A 22,224-nucleotide genomic window follows, 5' to 3' on the forward strand; every position below is an offset into this window, starting at 1 on the left:
ATTTAATTGTTGATTGGGGAAAAGTGATTTTTTATTCCGAAAAATCTGTCTATTCAATAGACTAAGGAGGAAAATCTATGATTCGCAAGTTAGTGATGTTATGTCTAACCGTGCTTTTAATCTTATTAGGTACAGCTAATATCCATGCTAATGAACAAGCAACGGACTCCATGAAAAATGGAGAAATCACATGGCCTAAAGGTCAGGCTTTACCTACTTTTGCAAAAGCCAAGCATCTTGATGTTGTTGATTTAAGAGAAAATACTGGAGATGAGAAGCTATTATTCACTACACTTCAAGGAAATGTAAATCGAGAGGAACCAAGGATTTACTTTATAGAGGATGATTATGAGGAAGGGAATTATACATGGTTAAATGATGTGGACGTTCCTTATAACATAATGGAAAATCCTTGGGATCTAATGATGAAATATAAAGATGAAATATCGGGAGTAGTAGTCTATGATCCGGAAGTGGAAGACTCTATCAATGTGGCTACAACGATGGCTGGTTTGGAACAAGCAGTAGTATCTAGCCCTGATCTAGCAGAAAAACTGACTGAAGCACCATTTAATCTGACTATAATAGAGGATTTACGAGGACGTTTCGATGATGGTATAGATGCCTACAAATGGCAATATGAAAATTTATGGTCTAAAACGACCCATCGGATGCTTGTAGGTCTAAATCCTACTAGTAGTGTAGATCTTCCTGAAGATAATTGGGATGATTTTCGAGTTATTGCTGAGGAAGAAGAAGAAATTAGAGACAGTTCTAATCAGGATATATATGATTTAGAATTGACTGAATTCCTTGGAGAAGAGTCTGTCTACCTTCGTTTTCAAGATGCTTTTCCTAGTGATGGGTGGGGTTCGGCCGTTCATGAGGTTACAGTAAAAGCAGATGGTGAGGTCATTGCTCAGTTTATACCAGGACAAGAGGATGAAGAGCCTTACTTATATGATGGTTACCATTCCAATGCAGACGAGCGTCATGATGGACACCGCTGGGCCGATAATGGTGATTATTTCATCTACCAATTTACACCACCAGAGGATACCGAAGAATTGATTGTTTCCGTAGATATGTGGAATCAATTTAAGGTCTCTGCATCAAATGTTCAACCAATTGCAGCGGGTGAAACAGAGCCTTACGGATATTTAAGAGATTATGCAGTTGCAAATCGTGCAATGGTATTCTGGCTTGATTCCAATGTACCTGAAGAAAACGAATTATTTGAGCAAATCATGTCGGATGTTGAGCCGAATACACCTTATTTAGGTTGGTTCGACAATGATGTTGCAGGAGAGTTTAGTTCAACAGAGTTAGCTTCTGAGCATAGTGTATATGTACTTGCGGCAGACTGGTTTAACAACATGACTGTTTTTTCTGGAGTAAAGGGGAAAATAAACAAACAAAAACAAATTCCTGCTCCAGAATTGGATCATAAAATTTATCTTACTTTTACATTTGGTGAAGGTGACAACCTACAATATAATCAACATAAGCTCAAACAATTATGGGATGATGAAGCAAGGGGAAATGTACCGATTAACTGGACGACAAGTCCGCTTCTTTACGATGTTGCACCATCCATACTAGGTCATTATCAACAAACAGCTACAGAGAATGATCTATTAATTGCAGGTCCTTCAGGCGCAGGTTATATTTATCCTACACCATGGCCAGAAGATACATTTGATTTATTTGCAAAGCAAACAAAGAAGTATATGAAACGTACTGGTATGGACATTATTTATGCACTGAATCGTGTTGATGAGCAAAATGTACCTTTGACAGAATCAAAAGTACAGGACTACATCGACTATGTTAATCCACAAGGAATGTTCCTTAGTTGGGAAAGTAACACAGGAACGTCGATTTTAAACGGCGAACTACCTCAATCGATTTTACGTGGTGTTAGTAGCGTCAGTGAAGCAAAAGAAGCCATAGCAGACGCTTCTGCTGAATGGGATGGAAATTCTCCATTATTTATCTCGCTGGGGATGTTATCTTGGTCTCTTACACCATCAGATGTTGAAGAAATTGTGGATTTTTTAGGCTCAGAATATGAGATTGTCCGTGGTGATCAATACTTTGAATTAATTCGAGAGGCTAATGGGTTACCAAAGAAATAAACCGTATTATAAGGACAAAGAGGATGTAGAACCAAGAAATAGGTGAATGGAAAACCTCAGGGGATTCTCTCTGGGGTTTTCCTAGGTCTAGTTATATGACTAACTAAAAGTTTTAAAGTTGAGTTAATATTCATTACCTGTTTGTTGAAAAATTTTCTTGATTTATGTAACGTTGTATTTAACCAACTTTTTAGACAAAAGGATGAGCGCTACATCATTCATCCGTTAAATTTAAAGACTTACATAATGAGGTGAAAAAATGTCGAGGAAAATAAGAAGATTATCTAAAGAAGATTATCCTGAAATCTTCCAATTATCTCAATTTGCTTTTCAGTATTCCTTATCCCAAGAAGAATTGACAAAAAAACAAGAAGAAGCAGAGCGTCATGAAATATGGGGCTGGTTTGAAGAGGAGCAATTAAGTGCAAAAGTTCATATGATCCCTTTACATGTATATATTAATGGAAATGTGATGAAAATGGGAGGGATAGCGTCCGTTGCCTCGTGGCCAGAGTATAGAAGAGGTGGGAAAATAAAAAAACTGTTACAGGAAGTGTTGCTTTCCATGAAATCAACTGGACATACCATATCTTATTTACACCCCTTTTCCGTTCCTTTCTATCGTAAATATGGTTATGAGATCACTTTTAATCAGAAAAAATATCAAATACCAATGGAAGATCTGAAGAAAGATTGGAAAGCAAATGGTTATGCAAGACGAAAGCAAAACAATCATAAAGAATTGCAAAAAATATACTCGGCATATATATCTAATTTTAATGGTGCACTAATCCGTGATGAGGAATGGTGGAATCAAAGAATTATTAAAAAAGATACGATGATAACTATTTGCTATAATGAACAAAATGAAGCAGAAGGATATCTTTTATACCATGTAAAAGATCAAATATTACATGTGGAGGAAATGGCCTATGCTAATTTAAATGGGTTACGACTTATTTTACAATTGATAAGCAACCATGACTCAATGGCTGCAAAAGTTGAAATGACAGTACCTGAAAATGATTATTTGCCAATGTTGATCGATGAGCCTCGTTATGAACAAAAAGTTGTCCCTTATTTCATGAGTAGAATAGTTGATGTATACTCCTTTTTACAGGAGTATTCTTACAATAAAGCGCAAGAGGTAAAACCTGTTAAGATCGTCGTGGAGGATGATTTTATCCCTGAAAATAATGGTGCTTATTATCTTACCATAGTAAACGGGAAAGTTAACGTGAGCACAGAGAAGCCGGACAACTTGGAGTTTGGGTGGATCAATTGCTCTATACAGTATTTAACGTCGATGTTTTTAAGTTATAATAGGCCAACTGAACTGGCAGAATTACAATTCATTGAAGCTGATAAGAATGGTTTACAATCTATAGAAAAGCTTATTGATTACAAACAGGCCTATTTTCCAGACTTTTTTTAAATCATCCTTTTAAGGGTGATTTTTTTAAAAAAAAAGAAATAATCTCATTCGTGAAAGGGTATAAATGAATTATCTATTTGTGTATGATCATATGATAGGAGAGGGTGATATGATTGCTTCAGGAAATCTTTGATGCTGAATTTATCGAGTCCATTACAAGGTTAGCTATTGCGCTTATATTGTCAGGACTGATCGGTTTTGAAAGAGAATTGAACAAACATTCAGCGGGCTTTCGAACTCATATATTAGTCGGGGTAAGCTCTTGTTTAATGATGCTTTTATCCATTAATGGCTTTGATTACTTTATCGAAAATTACGAGAATATTCGATTCGATCCAGCTCGTATACCTTCATATGTCATTAGCGGGATTGGATTTTTAGGTGCTGGAACCATTATGGTCCATGGCGGTACTATAAGGGGACTGACCACTGCTGCTTCTATTTGGGCTGTTGCTGGCTTAGGCTTAATTGTCGGTATTGGCATGTATAAAGAGGCTATTGTGACAACACTGATCATTTTAATTAGTTTAGTTGTCTTAAATAAATTTGAAAAAAGGCTACACCGTAAAAGTCATCATATTGTATTTGAAGTAAAGCTTTCAAAGGAAAAAAATGCTTCCGCGTTTATTGAGCGTATACAATCTTTTCCGATTGAAATCCGCGAGTTTGATATTTCTAACGAAAGCCCAGAAGCAACAAAAATTAAAATGTATATTGATGCTATTCATCAGAAAAAACAGAAGAACTTATATGAATGGTTATTAGAACAGGAAGATGTCAAAAAAATTAAAATTCGTTTTCGGCCATAAATGGTTTTAGAGACAACAAGAAAGGTTATAATAATGAAGACCAAATAGTTTTCAACCAAGCCAACATACAGTATAATGAATATATAGTCAAATATAGTCAAAGTCAGATTGGAGGAGGGAAAATGCGTAATATTTCAGATATTATTGAAGAATATTTGAAAGAGATCATGCACAGCAACCAGCACAAAATCATTGAGATAAAGCGTAGTGAAATTGCTGATCGCTTTGAATGTGTACCTTCTCAAATTAATTATGTCATCAACACACGGTTTACTTTGGAGAAAGGTTACTTAGTAGAAAGTAAACGTGGTGGTGGAGGCTATATCCGTATTAGCCGGATTACCAATGAAGATAAAGCAAAATTAATAGATGAAATTATCGAGATGATCCAACCACAAATCTCACAGCAAAAGGCGATAAATATTTTAGAGCGTCTCTTGGAAGAGGAATTAATTACCAAACGAGAAGCGAAATTAATGGTTGGTGCGATTGATCGTAATACGCTAACTTTTCAACTGCCAATTCGGGATGAGATTCGCGCCAGAATTTTGTCGGCAATGCTTAATACCTTAAAATATCAATTTTAGGAGGTGTAAGTTATGGAATGCCAAGAGTGCAAACAAAATCCGGCATCCGTTCATTTTGCCCAAGTGATAAATGGTGAGAAGACAGAGATTCATGTCTGTCAACAATGTGCAAGGGAAAAGGGTTATGTGTCTCAAGAAGAAGATGCTTATTCATTGCACCACCTTTTATCAGGACTGTTCAACCCTAAATCTAATGCAATGCACCATCATTCACCTAAAACAAAAGAGGAAGAGTTACAATGTGATAAATGTGGCATGACGTATCAACAGTTTGCTAGAATTGGAAAGTTTGGATGTGCATCTTGCTATCATACTTTCTCTGAACATTTAAACCCGCTTTTCCGCAAAGTGCATAGTGGTAACACTGTCCATGAGGGAAAAGTACCAAAACGTGTAGGTTCTGATATTTACCAACGTAAAAAATTGCGAGATTTAAAGGTTAAATTACAACAAGCAATTGCAGATGAAGCGTTTGAAGACGCAGCTGAAATTCGCGATGAAATAAGGTCATTGGAGAAGAGTCTAAACCGCTACGAGGAGCGTGATGATTCGTGAGTTTAGAGCAATTTATGAATGAAGCGATTAGTCCTTGGCTAAAAGAGGATGGTCCTGACAGCGATATTGTTATGAGCAGTCGTGTGCGATTAGCTCGAAACTTTGAACAGTCACCTTTTCCATTGGTTGCGGATGGAGAGCACATGGAGAGCATCCTTTACTTTATGGAAAAGGAATTTAATCATCACTCTTATTTGCAATATAAAGACTTAGAATTTGTCAAAATGGGCGGGTTAAAACAAGTGGAAAAGCAAGTATTAGTAGAGAAACATCTAATAAGTCCACACTTAGCTGAGAAATCAAAGCATGGTGCTGCCCTTATTTCTAAAAACGAACAAGTTTCGATCATGGTCAATGAGGAGGACCATATTCGGGCGCAATTATATTTCCCCGGTTTTCAATTAGAAAAAGCCTTGGAACAGGCGTTTCAACTAGATGACTGGTTAGAAGAAAAAATTGATTATGCTTTCGATGAAAATAGAGGATATCTTACGAGCTGTCCTACGAATGTTGGTACTGGTTTAAGAGCATCTGTAATGATGCATTTACCAGCACTTGCGATCACACGTAAAATTAATCGAATGATCCCCGCGATCAACCAATTAGGTCTGGTTGTCCGTGGTATTTATGGTGAAGGCAGTGAAGCATTAGGTAATATTTTTCAAATTTCTAACCAAGTAACATTAGGACGGTCTGAAGAGGATATCATTGAAGACTTAAAAGGCGTGGTTGATAAATTAATTGAGCATGAAAGACATGCTCGTAGTTTATTAATCAAAGAATCAGAGTTGGAATTAGAGAATCGAGTATTTCGTTCATATGGGATTCTACAACATAGTCGAATTATCGAATCCAAAGAAACGGCAAAATGTTTATCTGATGTCCGGCTAGGTATTGATTTGGGGTTTATCCACCACATATCTAAATCTATTCTGAACGAATTGGTTGTCTTAACCCAACCAGCATTCTTACAACAATATGCAAAAAAAATGCTGACACCGAATGAACGCGATGTTTTTCGTGCATCCTTAATTCGGGAACGTTTTACATTGGAGCAAAAGGAGGAATATTAATATGATGTTTGGACGCTTTACAGAAAGAGCTCAAAAAGTTTTAGCACTATCACAAGAAGAAGCAGTACGACTAGGGCATAATAATATCGGCACGGAACATATTTTATTAGGACTTGTTAGTGAGGGTGAAGGTATTGCTGCGAAAGCACTTCACGCGATTGGTCTTGGTGCAGATAAAATCAGAGATGAAGTGGAATCATTAATAGGTAAAGGTAACGAAGTATCCCAAACCATTCACTATACACCTCGTGCGAAGAAAGTCATTGAGTTATCGATGGATGAAGCGCGTAAATTAGGCCATTCCTATGTAGGTACAGAACATATTTTATTAGGGCTTATTCGAGAAGGTGAAGGGGTAGCTGCTCGCGTATTAAATAACCTTGGAGTCAGCCTCAATAAAGCACGTCAACAAGTGTTACAACTGTTAGGTAGCTCAGAATCAGGTGGATCTCAAAATGGGCGTAACAGCCAAAGTAATAGTGCTAGTACCCCAACATTGGATTCACTTGCCCGTGATTTAACTTCTATTGCTAAAGAAGGGAACATCGACCCTGTTATCGGCCGTGAGAAAGAAATCGAGCGTGTTATCCAAGTTTTAAGTCGTCGTACAAAAAACAATCCTGTTTTGATTGGAGAACCTGGTGTCGGTAAAACAGCAGTAGCGGAAGGTTTGGCACAACAAATTGTCCAAAATGAGGTGCCGGAAATACTTCGTGACAAGCGAGTAATGACACTTGATATGGGTACGGTTGTAGCTGGTACCAAATATCGCGGTGAATTTGAAGATCGTTTGAAAAAAGTAATGGAAGAGATTCGTCAGGCAAATAATGTGATTCTTTTTATTGATGAATTGCACACATTAATAGGTGCCGGTGGTGCAGAGGGAGCTATTGATGCATCTAATATCTTAAAACCATCATTAGCCCGTGGAGAATTACAATGTATCGGTGCAACAACATTAGATGAGTACCGCAAGTATATTGAAAAAGATGCCGCCTTAGAACGTCGTTTCCAGCCAATTCAAGTAGATGAACCATCTGTGGAAGAATCAGTTCTAATCTTACAAGGGTTAAGAGACCGTTATGAAGCACACCACCGTGTGACGATTACTGATGAAGCCATTGAAGCAGCAGCAAAGCTTTCAGATCGCTATATTACTGATCGGTTCTTGCCAGACAAGGCCATTGATTTAATTGATGAGGCAGGTTCAAAAGTTCGTTTACGTTCTTACACAACACCTCCAAATTTAAAAGAATTAGAGCAAAATTTAGATGAAGTACGCAAAGAAAAAGACGCAGCAGTTCAAAGTCAAGAGTTTGAAAAAGCTGCTGCATTACGTGATGATGAACAACAATTAAGAAAAGAACTAGAAGAGACTGAAGCGAAATGGAAAGAAAAACAAGGTCAGGAGAATTCCGAAGTAAGTGTAGAGGATATTGCTAGTGTTGTATCGACATGGACCGGGGTACCGGTATCGGCACTTACCAAGGATGAGAGTGAACGACTATTGCAAATGGAAGACATTTTGCATGATCGATTGATTGGTCAGGAAGAAGCTGTAAAAGCTGTTTCCAAAGCAATTCGTCGGGCAAGAGCCGGTTTGAAAGATCCAAAGCGTCCGATTGGTTCGTTTATTTTCTTAGGACCAACAGGTGTCGGTAAAACAGAGCTAGCTCGTGCATTAGCTGAATCCATGTTTGGTGATGAAGATGCGATGATTCGCATTGATATGTCAGAGTACATGGAGAAACATGCAACATCACGACTTGTTGGTTCACCGCCAGGATATGTAGGCTATGAAGAAGGTGGACAGTTAACCGAAAAAGTACGTAGAAAGCCATACTCTGTTGTCTTGTTAGATGAAGTAGAAAAAGCACACCCAGAAGTATTTAATATCTTACTTCAAGTATTAGAAGATGGTCGCTTAACGGATTCGAAAGGTCGTACCGTTGACTTCCGAAATACGGTTTTAATTATGACATCGAATGTTGGAGCAAGTGAACTTAAGCGTAATAAATATGTGGGCTTTAGTCTTGGTGATGAAGAACAGGATTACAAAGATATGCGCTCTAAGGTAACTACGGAATTGAAGAAAGCTTTCCGTCCGGAGTTCTTAAACCGTATTGATGAAACAATTGTCTTCCATTCCCTAGAGAAGAAACATATGAAATACATTGTAGAGTTAATGATAAAAGAATTACAGAAACGATTAACTGAACAAGAAATAGACTTTGTATTATCTGATAAAGCAATTGAAAAAATTGCGAATGAAGGATTTGATCCGGAATATGGTGCTAGACCATTGCGTAGATCGATTCAAAAGAACGTGGAAGACTTATTATCAGAAGAGTTGTTAAAAGAAAACATCACAAAAGGACAAAAAGTAAAGATTGACCTTGATAAATCAGGAGAATTTAAAGTCGGGTAAAAGCTTAAAATCGGAAGGACCATCCTTCCGATTTTTTTCAATACTACAGTAGGATGCATGTAATCATCTCAAGTAAACATAAACTGCGAAATAACTGTCATGAGGATTTGCTTTCTACCATTCTTTTGTTGATGAGTGCAGTATCATCGCTGCGGAAAGCGGAGTATTCTGCCGGAGCGGTATTTAAGCACTTTCTATAGGAAGAATGGAAGAAAGCTACACTAAACAGAGTTTTCACAGGTTCGCAGTTTGTATCTACAGTGGTGTGTTGGTATATCGTGATATGGGGATGGATGAGATTAGAATTATTTACTTTTTTTACACTTTTTACATACATCTTTAACTAAATTGATAGATCTTTGTAACTTATGGACGGGTATTTTCGTATATAATGAAAGGGAGCGATACTTTTGGCTAAGCGAAAATCTAAATTTGTTTGTCAATCTTGTGGTTATGAATCACCCAAATGGATGGGGAAATGCCCAGGGTGTAACGAGTGGAATACTTTAGTAGAAGAGGTCACAGCTGCAAAAACAACAAGAGGTAATTGGGCAACAGGTGCTACCACAGCGCAAAAACCGGAAAAAATAACAAGTATCCAGTTACAGGAAGAACCAAGAATTAAAACCAAAATGCAAGAGTTAAATCGTGTGCTTGGTGGTGGTATTGTAGCAGGTTCACTAGTGTTAATCGGTGGAGATCCAGGTATTGGGAAATCCACGTTATTACTGCAAGTTTCTAGTCAATTATCACAACGCGACTTAGATGTGCTATACATTTCTGGAGAAGAATCAGCAAGGCAAACAAAGCTGAGAGCAGATAGATTGGATATTTCATCAGACAGACTATATGTACTTTCGGAAACGAATCTAGTAGATATCTCAAACCAAATTGATCAATTGAAACCAGGTTTTGTTGTTATTGATTCGATTCAAACCATTTATAAAGAAGAAGTGACTAGTGCTCCAGGTAGTGTTTCACAAGTTCGCGAATGTACAAGTGAACTGATGCGCATTGCGAAGCAAAATCATATACCTATTTTTATAGTTGGACATGTGACGAAAGAAGGCTCTATTGCCGGTCCTAGACTGCTTGAGCATATGGTAGATGCCGTATTGTATTTTGAAGGAGAAAGACACCATACCTTCCGAATTTTACGGGGAGTAAAAAACCGGTTTGGCAGTACGAACGAAATGGGTATTTTTGAAATGAAAGAAGAGGGGTTAACAGAAGTATTAAACCCATCCGAAATTTTTTTAGAAGAACGATCACAAGGTGTGGCTGGTTCAACTATCGTCGCATCGATGGAAGGAACAAGACCAGTACTAGTGGAAATCCAGGCATTAATATCTCCTACCAGCTTTGGTAATCCACGGCGAATGGCGACCGGAATTGATCATAATCGAGTTCCATTATTAATGGCTGTATTAGAAAAAAGGGTAGGCTTAATGTTGCAAAACCAAGATGCATATGTAAAGGTAGCGGGTGGCGTGAAATTAGATGAGCCTGCCATTGACTTAGCGGTTGCGATTAGTATTGCTTCAAGCTTTAGAGATCGAGCTCCACATACAGATGATGTGTTAGTCGGTGAAGTTGGACTTACGGGAGAAGTACGAAGAGTATCGCGAATTGAACAGCGTGTACAAGAAGCCGCTAAATTAGGGTTTAAGAGAGCCATCATCCCCGCTAAAAATATGGATGGTTGGACGGTCCCTGCGTCAATTGAAATTATTGGCATTAATTCCGTACAAGAGGCAATTAAAGTAGCATTAGGAGATTAAATACTATAAGTTTATCTTTTTATATGTATGATTTAAGAAGTATGCTCTCTAGGAAAGATTGCATACATTGTAGGTAAGTGTATTTCTTTCTTATTAAAAAGTAATAAAAAATGTTTAAAATTTTGGTAATTGGAGAGACTAGTCTATAGGAGGTGACTGTGGTGCTAAAACGATTCGTGCAACTATTTTTTATTATTGCAGGTGGTACCGCTGGATATTTATATATTCCAAGATTGTTGGAATTAATAGGGTTTGCTGAAGGTACTTGGTTAACAACTGGTTATGTAGCGCCTTATGTGGGGTTAGTATTAGGAGCAATTATTTTATTTATTCTTTCTATATGGATTTCTGATTATATTGTGAGTTTCTTTGCCTGGATTGAAGAAATGTTAATGAAAGCCCCAGTGTCGGATTTATTATTTGGTAGTTTAGGTATTATTATTGGTTTAATTATTGCGTATTTCTTAAATGATCCGATTCAATCGATTGAAATACGAGTTGTTTCACAGGTAGTACCGATCTTTTTAAGTGTCTTACTGGCTTACTTTGGATTTCAGGTAGGGTTTAAAAGAAGAGATGAGTTTTTAAATCTATTAACATTGCCTAAAAAAGAAAAAAAGAAATCTTTAACTTCTGAAGAGTATGATGCTGAATTACCAAAACCTAAAATATTAGATACAAGTGTGATCATTGATGGACGAATTGCAGACATATGCCAAACGAACTTTTTAGAAGGAACGATTATTATTCCTCAATTTGTTTTAGAAGAATTACAACATATCGCTGATTCATCAGATGCATTAAAACGAAATCGAGGTCGAAGAGGCTTGGATATACTAAATCGTATTCAGAAGGATTTACCAATAAATGTAGAAATTTATGAAGGTGACTTCGAGGAAATCCAAGAAGTCGACAGTAAATTAGTAAAGCTAGCAAAAGTGATGAATGGGATTGTCGTAACGAATGACTTTAACTTAAATAAAGTTTGTGAGTTCCAGAAGGTGCCAGTCTTAAATATTAATGACTTAGCAAATGCCGTTAAACCAATTGTGTTACCAGGTGAAGAATTAGCGGTACAGGTCATTAAAGATGGTAAAGAACAGAACCAAGGTGTTGCGTATTTAGATGACGGAACGATGATTGTTGTAGAAGAAGGTAAGAACTATATCGGACAGAACATCGAAGTCGTGATTACAAGCGTTCTGCAAACATCAGCAGGCCGAATGATCTTCGCCAAACCAAAATTGCTTGAAAAAGCACTCTGAAAAAGGTATAACTTATAAAGGATAGACAAAAGTGATAACATGATTGTTATCACTTTTGTTAATTTATAATTGCACTTTCAGACATACCAAACGAAATATAGAATGATACGCAAAATACATAAACGGCGAAGTAACTTTTGTGTTCCTTCCTCCCATTTTATTTGAGATGAGTGCTAGTCCGACGCTGCGGAAAAACACTCCCTTTCCGTGGGGAACGCTTCAGCCTCCTTGCGAGCAAAGAACGCTCACTGCGGGGTCTTCAGACTGTTCCTTTCCCACAGGAGTGTCGCATTTTTCCGCAGCTTAGAGTAGTTTCCCGAGCAAGTAAGAGGGAATCCATAGAATATAATTTCATGAGTTTTATATTCTTATAATAATCAGAAAATCACTACTAGCGCAGGCAGAATACGCAGACTCCTGTGGGAACAGCGCGAGCTGAAGACCCCACAGAAAAGCGCACTTTGCTTTTTGAGGAGGCTGAGACCGTGCCCACGGAAAGCGAAGTATTCTGCCGGAGCGTATCCAAACCACTTATCAAAAATCAGGATGGGAGAAAATTTTCACTATGTCGCAGTTTGTATCTACTATGAACTACATAGAAGGTGAAAGTGAAATTCGGTTCATTCTGTTCTTTGGAGATGTTACAATCAATGGAGAAAAATAACAAAAGATCACTGGAACGATAATGGGACAGAATAGTAAGCTAGTTAATTAGAGATTGGGGTGGTCGCATGATAAAATATAATGTGATCGTGTTAGCGGCAGGGCAAGGTAAACGCATGAACGCAGGCAAAAACAAACAATTCATAGAACTATTAAAAGAACCATTAATTATACATACCTTAAAGAAATTCATTCAGGATAGTTGGTGCCACAATATTTACTTAGTCATCAACCCAAATGAGCAAAAACAAATGGAAGATTTAATCACTGCCTATCAGTGGCAAAACCAAATTTCATTTGTTTACGGTGGCAGAGAACGACAAGAAAGCGGCTATAAAGGGCTACTCGCCATCAGCGAGGAAAACCAAGATATGGTTGTCATGATTCACGACGGAGCAAGGCCATTTGTGGAGGAAGCAGAATTACATGAGCTTGCCCACGCCGCAAAGGAGAAGAAAGCCGCATTGCTCGCCGTCCCTGTCACCGATACGATAAAAAGAAAAAACGGTAACAAAATAGAAACATTGGATCGTTCAACATTATGGGCTGCTCAAACACCACAAGCCTTTGAATATCAATTAATTAAAAAAGCACATCAACAGGCAATAGCAGCTGAATTTCTAGGTACAGATGATGTGTCGCTCGTTGAGGCTTTAGGAGTTCCGGTAGATATCGTTCATGGCACTTATCAAAATGTTAAATTGACTACTCCAGAAGATATTATGCGAGCAGAAATGATCTTAGAGCGACAGGAGGAGAAACAATGATTCGTATCGGACAAGGTTTTGATGTGCATCAATTAGTCGAAGGAAGACCGTGTATTATCGGTGGTATTGATATACCTTATGAATATGGTTTATTAGGACATTCTGATGCCGATGTGTTACTACACACTATTGCAGATGCGTGTCTAGGAGCAATTGGTGAAGGAGATATCGGCAAGCATTTTCCAGATACCGACACTAAGTTTAAAGATGCTGATTCACAAAAGCTATTGCAAGAAGTATGGAAACTAGTTGAAGAAAAAGGTTATAAACTTGGTAATATCGATTGTACTGTGATTGCACAAGCCCCTAAGCTTGCACCATATATCAAAGCAATCCAGGAAAATATTGCTTGTCTCCTGCAATGTGAGAAGGAGCAAATTAATGTTAAAGCGACAACTACAGAAAAGCTTGGTTTTACCGGAAGAAAAGAAGGGATAGCTGCACAAGCTGTTATCCTGCTGATGAAGAAATAAAAACGTAACATTTTGTCGAAAGTAATGGTAAAATAAAGATAATAGTTGAAAAAGACCGTTTTAAAAATGATGGAGGGACAATTATAATGGGAAATGAAGTACGTGTACGCTATGCACCAAGTCCAACAGGGCATTTGCATATTGGAAACGCAAGAACAGCACTTTTTAATTATTTATATGCCAAACATTTGGGTGGATCATTCATTATTCGTACCGAAGATACGGATGATAAGCGTAATGTTGAAGGTGGCGAAGAAAGTCAATTACGCTATTTAAAGTGGCTCGGATTGGAATGGGATGAAGGTGCAGATATCGGTGGTGAGTATGGACCATACCGTCAAACAGAGCGTTTAGATATTTATCAGAAATATGTGGATGAGCTGTTAGAGCGTGGTCTTGCATATAAATGTTATATGACAGAAGAAGAGTTGGAAGCAGAACGTGAAGAACAGCGTGCTAATGGACAAGTGCCGAAGTATTCTGGAGCACACCGCGATTTAACCGAGGATCAAATAAAACAATTCGAAGCGGAAGGTCGTAAGCCTAGTATTCGTTTCCGTGTGCCAGATAATAAAACCTATACATTCAATGATATTGTACGTGGTAACATTACCTTTGAATCCAGTGATTTTGGTGACTGGGTAATGGTGAAGAAAAATGGTATTCCAACTTACAACTTCGCTGTTGCGATTGATGATAATCATATGAAAATAAGCCATGTATTACGTGGGGAAGAGCATATTTCGAATACACCAAAACAAATGATGATTTTTGATGCATTTGGTTGGGATGCACCCCAATACGGCCATATGACATTAATATTAAATGAAAATCGCAAAAAGTTAAGTAAACGTGACGAGCATATCTTGCAATTCATTGAACAATATAAAAATCTTGGTTACTTACCAGAGGCATTGTTCAACTTTATTACATTACTAGGTTGGTCACCAGTTGGCGAAGAGGAACTGTTTACTCAAGAAGAATTTATTAAGATATTTGATCCAGAACGTTTGTCAACATCACCAGCAATCTTTGACCCGGCAAAATTAAAATGGATGAATAATCAATATATTAAACAGGCTTCTTTGGATGAAGTGGTGGAACTAAGCTTGCCACACTTAATCGAAGCAGGTAAACTGCCAGCTGACATGAACGGAGAGCAAAAAGACTGGGCAGTGAATTTAATCAGTTTATATCATGACCAATTATCTTATGGTGCAGAAATTGTCGAGTTAACAGAACTTTTCTTCAAAACAGAACTTAACTATAATGAAGAAGCAATGGCAGTACTTAAAGAAGAGCAGGTGCCAGAAGTATTGGAAGGCTTTTTGGAGCAATTTAGTAATATAGAAGAATTGTCACCCGAAGCAATCAAAGCAAGTATTAAAGCAACACAAAAAGCGACAAAGCAAAAAGGTAAAAAACTATTTATGCCGATTCGTGTTGCGACAACTGGACAGGTTCATGGCCCTGAATTACCGAATGCGATTCATCTTTTAGGGGAAGATATTGTCAAAGCAAGACTGGAAAATGTATTAGAACGAATCAAATAAGTAGCAAATTTTAGTAAAGCTACTATAATAATAAGTAATAGGGTACGTTGACGAGGAGAAGTAAAAGAAATGTCGCTTGTCCAGAGAAAACCATCACAGGCTGAGAATGGTTGAAGCACGTTTCTTTGAAATGCACCTCAGAGTTTCTTCCTGAAAGAAGTATGGAGGAACGGTTTACCACCGTTATCGGTCAAAGTGGAGGGGATATTCATTCCCTAAACAGAGTGGAACCGCGCATAAAGCGTCTCTGAGGTATCAAACCCAGAGACGCTTTTTTAATTAGAAAAATAGCGTAGGCTAGCACTCACCTATAAGCAGAATGGAAGAAAGTCATAAGTTCGCAGTTTGTATCTACAATAAATTAAATAATCAGCGCCAGGTCGGCGGTTGGTGCTCGATTTTCTCGGTTACAAGCACTTATATTTACACAATAGGGGGGATGATAATCCGTGGGTTTTTTCAAATTACTCAAAGAAGACATCGAAGTTGTTTTTGATCAAGACCCGGCAGCAAGAACCTATTTCGAAGTTTGTTTAACGTATTCTGGTTTACACGCCATATGGTCACACCGAATCGCACACACGTTTTACCGGAAAAAATTCTTTTTCATTGCCAGAGTCATTTCACAAATCAGTCGCTTTTTTACTGGTATCGAAATTCACCCAGGCGCCAAAATTGGCAAACGCTTTTTCATTGACCACGGGATGGGCGTAGTCATTGGTGAAACATGCGAAATCGGAGATAATGTAACGATATACCAAGGCGTTACGTTAGGTGGTACAGGTAAAGAAAAAGGAAAACGGCACCCAACCCTTAAAGATAATGCACTAGTCGCCACAGGAGCAAAAGTATTAGGATCGATTACAATTGGTGAAAGCTCAAAAGTCGGTGCCGGTTCTGTTGTATTAAAAGATGTTCCGGATCATTCAACTGTTGTCGGAATACCAGGAAGAATTGTTATACAAAATGGAGAGAAAGTACGTAAAGACTTAGATCATCATAAGCTTCCCGACCCTATTAGTGAAGTGTTGAAAGAAATGGATGATGAGATGCAACGATTAAAAAAAGAATTAGAAGACTTAAAAGGAGCGAATCGACATGACGATTAGTATATACAATACACTTACACGAAAAAAACAGAAATTTGAACCAATAGAGCCGAATCGTGTCAAGATGTATGTGTGTGGTCCAACCGTTTATAACTACATTCATATCGGAAATGCACGTCCAGCTATCGTTTTCGATACAGTAAGAAGATATTTTGAATATAAAGGGTATCAAGTAGACTATGTTCTCAATTTCACAGATGTCGATGATAAGCTGATCAACGCTGCTAAGGAATTAGGAGAAGAAGTACCAACTATTGCTGAACGTTTTATCAAAGCTTATAAAGAAGATGTCGGTGTCCTAGGTGTAAAAGAAGCCGTTCACCATCCTAGAGTAACAGAAACAATGGATGACATCATTAGCTTTATTTCTACCTTAATCGATAAAGGGCATGCCTATGAAGCGGATGGTGATGTCTATTTCAAAACAAGATCATTTGAACAGTATGGTAAGCTATCCCATCAATCGATTGATGAATTAAGATCAGGTGCACGTATCCAAGTGGGTGAGAAAAAACAAGATCCGCTAGATTTTGCTTTGTGGAAACAAGTGAAAGATGGAGAAATATCTTGGGAATCACCGTGGGGGAAAGGCCGTCCAGGTTGGCATGTTGAGTGCTCGGCAATGGCTAAAAAGTATCTCGGTGATACGATTGATATTCATGCCGGTGGTCAAGATTTAACGTTCCCACATCATGAAAACGAAATTGCCCAATCTGAAGCAGGTAATGGAACATCATTCGCAAATTATTGGATGCATAATGGGTATATTAATATCGATAATGAAAAAATGTCGAAATCACTCGGTAATTTTGTGTTAGCTCATGATTTAATTCAAAAGCATGATCCAAAAGTATTGCGTTTCTTTATGTTAAGTGTCCACTATCGAAACCCGATCAATTTTAGTGATGCATTATTAGAGAGTGCGAAAAATAGTTTTGACCGGATTCTAAATGCTTTAACGAATCTGGAACACCGTAAAGAATCTACTGTTAATTTAGCCGACGATAATCAAAAATGGTTGGATAAAGTAGAATCGTTAAAACAACAATTTGAAAAAGAAATGGATGATGACTTTAATACCGCGAATGCAATAGCGATTATCTTTGATCTTGTTAAAGAAGCTAATGTTTATTTGAAGTCAGACCATACACATGCAGACGTAATTGATGCATTTATGGATACAATAACAGCGTGGTTAGAGGTGTTAGGTATTCCTCAGACAGATGAAGAGGCATTGCTTGATGAAGAGATAGAAGTGTTAATAGAAAAAAGAATCGAAGCAAGAAAAAACAAAGACTTTCAACTAGCAGATCAAATTCGTGATGATCTGAAAGAACGCAATATCATTCTTGAGGATACACCACAAGGTACAAGATGGAAGCGAGGTTAATGATGACACAGCAGCAGCCAAAAGAAATGAAAAGTCTTGCCTTGGCTTATATGGGGGATGCGATTTACGAAAAATACGTAAGGGAATATTTAATAAATAAAGGGACTGTCAAAGTACAGCAGCTCCATCAACATGCTGTACAATTTGTAAAAGCAACCTCCCAAGCAAAAGTAGTTCATCATTGGATGGAAACAAATCAACTTACAACAGAAGAACTGGCTGTAGTTAAAAGGGGACGAAATGCCAAATCCGGTTCGGTCCCCAAGAATACCAGTGTACAAGCTTATCGGCACAGTACAGCGTTCGAAGCGTTAATTGGGTTTCTATACTTAGACCAACAGTATGAACGGTTAGAGTTATTAATAAAACAAGCGATTGACATTACAGAGAAAGGAGAGGGTCAAGAATGAGCGGAGAATGGATCATTGGTAAGAATACAGTCATGGAAGCATTAGAATCCGATCGTTCTATCCAGAAATTATATCTGACAGAAAATCTCAATGCACCATTAGCAAAAAAGCTCCAAGGTTTAGCGAAGGCAAAAAATGCCCCGGTCCAACGAGTACCCAAAAAGAAATTAGACCAATTAGTTGATGGGAATCATCAAGGTATTGCAGCGTTAGTTGCAGCTTATGACTATGCATCTTTAGATCAGTTGTTTGACATAGCAGAAAAAAGGGATGAACCGCCGTTCTTTTTAATTTTGGATGAAATAGAAGATCCGCATAACTTAGGTTCCATTCTACGTAGTGCAGATGCAACAGGTGCTCATGGTGTTATTATCCCGAAACGAAGAGCGGTAGGACTAACCGCTACTGTTGCCAAAACATCTGTAGGAGCGATAGAACATATTCCGGTTGTGCGAGTAACAAATATTGCACAGACAATAGAAGAATTAAAAATGCGAAATGTATGGATCGTTGGTACAGAAGCAGAGGCTACAGAGGATTATCGTAAACTAGATGGTCAGCTGCCTATTGCCCTTGTCATTGGCAATGAAGGTAAAGGAATAAGCCGCTTAGTAAAGAAAAATTGTGATTGGACAGTTAGTTTACCAATGAGTGGATCTGTCTCCTCTTTAAACGCCTCCGTTGCAGCAAGTTTATTAATGTATGAAGTATTCCGAAAAAGAGACGAACATGGTGAGTCCTAATGGATGTACTCTTAGTCGATGGATACAACATGATTGGTGCTTGGGAGGAATTAAAGGCTTTAAAGGATAAGGATTTAGAACAAGCAAGACTCCTGTTAATTGACAAAATGGCAGAATACCAAGCATACCGTAAGAGAAAAGTAATCGTCGTTTTCGATGCCTATGAAGTAAGAGGTTTGGAAAATAGGCAACAACAATATAAAGTACAGGTAATCTTTACGAAAGAAAACGAAACTGCTGACCAATGTATTGAGCGCCTCGTTAAAGAGTTTAAGAATGTACGGACAAAGGTTTTTGTAGCAACTTCTGATTATACAGAACAGCGTACGATTTTTGCACAAGGAGCATTTCGAATCTCTGCGAGGGAATTGGATATCGAATTAAAAAATATTCAAAAGGAGATTGAGGTAGATATAGAAGAACATCAACAAAATAAAATAAAGAGTAAAATTCCGTTGGACGACACCGTGTTGCAAGTGTTTGAGAAATGGCGCCGTGGTAATAAATAACAAAAGAGCAGTTGACGTAATTAAAGCGCTTCCTGTATAATGTTGCTATTATAGTCTGCAATACCTAATTATTGGCACAAAGCCGGGAGGAGTCCCAATAACTATCATGCGAGTAGAAAATAGAGATACTGACTTTCAGCATTTAGACGATAATGAATTAGTATTGCTAGTGCAGAACGGAGACACACAAGCGCTCGAATTTTTAATTCAACGATATAAATCTTTCGTTCGAGCGAAAGCCAAAACGTATTTTCTCGTAGGAGCTGATCATGAAGATATTGCACAAGAGGGAATGATCGGTCTCTATAAAGCGATTCGTGATTTCCAAGAGGACAAGCTTGCCTCCTTTAAAGCCTTTGCAGAATTATGTATTACCAGACAAATCATCACAGCTATTAAAACAGCCACAAGGCAAAAGCATATGCCGTTGAACTCTTATGTTTCTTTAGACAAGCCGATCTATAACGATGATTCTGAGAGGACATTGTTAGATGTTTTAGAAGCTACTATTGCGATGGATCCGCAAGAATTGCTCGTTAATAGAGAACGTTATGGAGATATGGAAAATAAGTTAGCAGAATTGCTAAGTAAGTTAGAGCGGGAAGTATTATTACTTTACCTTGAAGGAAAATCCTATCAAGAAATTTCTTCCGAATTAAATCGCCACGCTAAATCTATCGACAATGCATTGCAACGAGTAAAAAGAAAGTTAGAAAAATACTTAGAAGCTAGTGGTATATATATATCTTAAACAATTCTGCTAGTTGTCGTTGACAGTGATCTTTAAGAATGCTACATTATAATAAGTGTGAAAACCCATATAAGAGGTGGGAAAATTGGGTAAAAAAATAGCACTTGCGTGCGAGGTTTGTCATAGTAGAAATTATAGTACGGAAAAGAATCCATCGATTTCTGATCGAATTGAAATAAAGAAATTTTGTAAAAGGTGTAACCGGCATACCATTCACCGCGAAACAAAGTAGAACTTGACGGTAGTAGAAGACAGTTTGGAGGTACCTTCTGTGAAACCAGTTACTTTTTTAAAGAATGTCAATCGGGAAATGAAGAAAGTTTCTTGGCCAAGAGGCCGTGAGTTAACTCGTTATACGATTACAGTAGTTTTTACCGTTGCTTTTGTAACAGTTTTTTTTGCACTTATTGATTTAGGTATTACACAACTTCTTAATATGTTATTTGAATAAATCGCTATTATATATGTTATACTGTAACTAAATATGTAAGAAAAGAACCCGTTTGGCGGGTTTTTTAAATGCAAAGAAATCGACCGAGGAGAAGTTAAATTAAGGGAGGGAAGGGCGAGCAAAGCCCCTCGATATTATGGAAAAAAACTGGTATGTCGTGCATACTTATTCAGGTTATGAAAACAAAGTAAAAACCAATTTAGAAAAACGATTAGAATCTATGGGGATGGAAGACAAGATTTTCCGTGTATTAGTCCCAGAAGATGAAGAAACAGAAATTAAGAACGGAAAAAAGAAAATAGCTAAAAAGAAAGTATTCCCAGGGTATGTGTTAGCCGAAATGGTTATGACAGATGATTCCTGGTATGTTGTGCGTAATACTCCAGGTGTGACAGGTTTCGTAGGATCTGCTGGTTCAGGATCCAAACCGACACCACTATTGGAAGAAGAAGTAGAATCTATTTTGAAGCGCATGGGTTATGATGAACCAGTTACGGAAGTAGACTTTGAAATGAAAGAAACGGTGGAAGTAGTAGATGGACCATTTAACGGCTTCTCCGGTTCCATTGAAAAAATAGATTTAGATAAACAAAAAGTAAAAGTCCATGTTAATATGTTTGGTAGAGAAACACCAGTTGAATTGGATTTTTCACAAGTTAAGAAGTTATCATAAAGAGCTTGTTGATATAAAAATATAGGAAAACTACTTGCATTTTTGTTTATAAAATGCTAAAATTCTTATGTTCTTTATGCCTCGAGTATAAGGTTATCTTTTGCATATGTAATCGAGTGGGAGGGCGAGTGCCCTATTACCACATCACGGACTTAAGGAGGTGTGTCTCGTGGCTAAAAAAGTAGAATCAGTTGTAAAACTACAAATTCCAGCAGGAAAAGCAAATCCCGCACCACCAGTTGGGCCAGCATTAGGTCAAGCAGGTATTAACATCATGGGATTCTGTAAAGAGTTTAACGCTCAAACCCAGGATCAAGCTGGTATGATTATTCCAGTAGAAATTACGGTATTTGAAGACCGTTCATTTACATTTATTACAAAAACTCCACCAGCAGCAGTGTTGCTTAAAAAAGCAGCTGGTATTGAAACTGCGTCAGGTGAACCAAATCGTAACAAAGTGGCAACACTTAATCGCGACAAGGTTAGAGAAATCGCAGAATTAAAAATGCCAGACTTAAATGCTGCTGATGTTGAAGCTGCAATGCGTATGGTCGAAGGTACTGCACGTAGCATGGGTATCGTTATCGAAGACTAATCTCACAGCGTTGTACAAAAGCGGAAGGTTGCGGTAGTGGAGAATGCTTCATCACCCGCAACCTTT

Annotated in this window: 22 protein-coding genes and 1 other annotated feature; all 22 genes read left to right on the forward strand. The window is 37.8% G+C overall.

Annotation, left to right across the window (positions count from 1 at the left end; all coding sequences use genetic code 11):
* Positions 1 to 77 precede the first annotated feature (77 nt).
* The 22 genes from GI584_RS00750 to rplK all read left to right on the forward strand — a co-directional run bounded on the left by GI584_RS00750 (position 78) and on the right by rplK (position 22,158).
* Positions 78 to 2,138 carry a GxGYxYP domain-containing protein gene (locus GI584_RS00750; protein WP_153789923.1) on the forward strand — a complete coding sequence of 687 codons (2,061 nt, stop codon included), beginning with the start codon at positions 78 to 80 and terminating at the stop codon, positions 2,136 to 2,138.
* 259 nt (positions 2,139 to 2,397) lie between these two features.
* On the forward strand, positions 2,398 to 3,573 hold the full coding sequence (locus GI584_RS00755) for a GNAT family N-acetyltransferase (protein WP_153789924.1): 1,176 nt from the start codon (positions 2,398 to 2,400) through the stop codon (positions 3,571 to 3,573).
* 113 nt (positions 3,574 to 3,686) lie between these two features.
* Positions 3,687 to 4,382, forward strand: coding sequence for an MgtC/SapB family protein (locus tag GI584_RS00760; RefSeq protein WP_100362654.1), 696 nt, complete (start codon positions 3,687 to 3,689; stop codon positions 4,380 to 4,382).
* 122 nt (positions 4,383 to 4,504) lie between these two features.
* Positions 4,505 to 4,969: a CtsR family transcriptional regulator gene (locus GI584_RS00765; RefSeq protein ID WP_100362653.1), complete on the forward strand. Its 465-nt coding sequence runs from the start codon at positions 4,505 to 4,507 to the stop codon at positions 4,967 to 4,969.
* A 12-nt stretch (positions 4,970 to 4,981) separates the two neighbouring features.
* Positions 4,982 to 5,524 carry a protein-arginine kinase activator protein McsA gene (locus GI584_RS00770; protein WP_100362652.1) on the forward strand — a complete coding sequence of 181 codons (543 nt, stop codon included), beginning with the start codon at positions 4,982 to 4,984 and terminating at the stop codon, positions 5,522 to 5,524.
* Positions 5,521 to 6,597 (forward strand): protein-arginine kinase McsB, encoded by a 1,077-nt coding sequence (locus GI584_RS00775; protein ID WP_153789925.1) that lies wholly within the window; start codon positions 5,521 to 5,523, stop codon positions 6,595 to 6,597. Before GI584_RS00770 ends, GI584_RS00775 begins: the two co-directional genes overlap by 4 nt.
* Before the next feature lies 1 nt (position 6,598).
* On the forward strand, positions 6,599 to 9,025 hold the full coding sequence (gene clpC / locus GI584_RS00780) for an ATP-dependent protease ATP-binding subunit ClpC (RefSeq protein WP_153789926.1): 2,427 nt from the start codon (positions 6,599 to 6,601) through the stop codon (positions 9,023 to 9,025).
* Between the two features lie 410 nt (positions 9,026 to 9,435).
* Entirely contained in the window at positions 9,436 to 10,806 is a 1,371-nt protein-coding gene (gene radA, locus GI584_RS00785) for a DNA repair protein RadA (protein ID WP_100362649.1), read from the forward strand.
* Positions 10,807 to 10,967: 161 nt separating this feature from the next.
* Positions 10,968 to 12,071 (forward strand): PIN/TRAM domain-containing protein, encoded by a 1,104-nt coding sequence (locus GI584_RS00790; RefSeq protein WP_100362648.1) that lies wholly within the window; start codon positions 10,968 to 10,970, stop codon positions 12,069 to 12,071.
* Positions 12,072 to 12,805: 734 nt separating this feature from the next.
* Positions 12,806 to 13,501 (forward strand): 2-C-methyl-D-erythritol 4-phosphate cytidylyltransferase, encoded by a 696-nt coding sequence (gene ispD, locus GI584_RS00795; RefSeq protein ID WP_100362665.1) that lies wholly within the window; start codon positions 12,806 to 12,808, stop codon positions 13,499 to 13,501.
* Complete coding sequence (gene ispF / locus GI584_RS00800; protein ID WP_153789927.1) at positions 13,498 to 13,974, forward strand: 2-C-methyl-D-erythritol 2,4-cyclodiphosphate synthase; 477 nt, start codon at positions 13,498 to 13,500, stop codon at positions 13,972 to 13,974. Before ispD ends, ispF begins: the two co-directional genes overlap by 4 nt.
* Positions 13,975 to 14,060: 86 nt before the next feature.
* On the forward strand, positions 14,061 to 15,527 hold the full coding sequence (gene gltX, locus GI584_RS00805) for a glutamate--tRNA ligase (protein ID WP_100362646.1): 1,467 nt from the start codon (positions 14,061 to 14,063) through the stop codon (positions 15,525 to 15,527).
* Positions 15,528 to 15,565: 38 nt separating this feature from the next.
* Positions 15,566 to 15,779: a binding site (T-box leader), on the forward strand.
* Positions 15,780 to 15,976: 197 nt separating this feature from the next.
* Positions 15,977 to 16,636 (forward strand): serine O-acetyltransferase, encoded by a 660-nt coding sequence (cysE, locus tag GI584_RS00810; protein WP_153789928.1) that lies wholly within the window; start codon positions 15,977 to 15,979, stop codon positions 16,634 to 16,636.
* Positions 16,626 to 18,026, forward strand: a complete 1,401-nt coding sequence (gene cysS, locus GI584_RS00815; RefSeq protein ID WP_153789929.1) for a cysteine--tRNA ligase — start codon at positions 16,626 to 16,628, stop codon at positions 18,024 to 18,026. The genes cysE and cysS overlap by 11 nt, the downstream gene beginning before the upstream one ends.
* Positions 18,026 to 18,436, forward strand: coding sequence for a Mini-ribonuclease 3 (locus GI584_RS00820; protein ID WP_100362643.1), 411 nt, complete (start codon positions 18,026 to 18,028; stop codon positions 18,434 to 18,436). Before cysS ends, GI584_RS00820 begins: the two co-directional genes overlap by 1 nt.
* The gene (gene rlmB, locus GI584_RS00825; protein ID WP_100362642.1) at positions 18,433 to 19,179 is read left to right on the forward strand and encodes a 23S rRNA (guanosine(2251)-2'-O)-methyltransferase RlmB; all 747 of its coding nucleotides are present in this window, start codon (positions 18,433 to 18,435) and stop codon (positions 19,177 to 19,179) included. The genes GI584_RS00820 and rlmB overlap by 4 nt, the downstream gene beginning before the upstream one ends.
* Entirely contained in the window at positions 19,179 to 19,688 is a 510-nt protein-coding gene (locus GI584_RS00830; protein WP_100362641.1) for an NYN domain-containing protein, read from the forward strand. The genes rlmB and GI584_RS00830 overlap by 1 nt, the downstream gene beginning before the upstream one ends.
* A 106-nt stretch (positions 19,689 to 19,794) precedes the next feature.
* Positions 19,795 to 20,439, forward strand: coding sequence for an RNA polymerase sporulation sigma factor SigH (sigH, locus tag GI584_RS00835; RefSeq protein ID WP_100362640.1), 645 nt, complete (start codon positions 19,795 to 19,797; stop codon positions 20,437 to 20,439).
* Positions 20,440 to 20,524: 85 nt separating this feature from the next.
* On the forward strand, positions 20,525 to 20,671 hold the full coding sequence (rpmG, locus tag GI584_RS00840) for a 50S ribosomal protein L33 (protein ID WP_083939084.1): 147 nt from the start codon (positions 20,525 to 20,527) through the stop codon (positions 20,669 to 20,671).
* Positions 20,672 to 20,710: 39 nt separating this feature from the next.
* On the forward strand, positions 20,711 to 20,890 hold the full coding sequence (secE, locus tag GI584_RS00845) for a preprotein translocase subunit SecE (RefSeq protein ID WP_100362639.1): 180 nt from the start codon (positions 20,711 to 20,713) through the stop codon (positions 20,888 to 20,890).
* Between the two features lie 136 nt (positions 20,891 to 21,026).
* Complete coding sequence (gene nusG, locus GI584_RS00850; RefSeq protein WP_100362638.1) at positions 21,027 to 21,563, forward strand: transcription termination/antitermination protein NusG; 537 nt, start codon at positions 21,027 to 21,029, stop codon at positions 21,561 to 21,563.
* Between the two features lie 169 nt (positions 21,564 to 21,732).
* Entirely contained in the window at positions 21,733 to 22,158 is a 426-nt protein-coding gene (gene rplK / locus GI584_RS00855; RefSeq protein WP_100362637.1) for a 50S ribosomal protein L11, read from the forward strand.
* The last annotated feature ends 66 nt before the right edge of the window (positions 22,159 to 22,224 follow it).

This window comes from Gracilibacillus salitolerans (assembly GCF_009650095.1).
In the GTDB taxonomy this organism is placed as follows: domain Bacteria; phylum Bacillota; class Bacilli; order Bacillales; family Amphibacillaceae; genus Gracilibacillus; species Gracilibacillus salitolerans.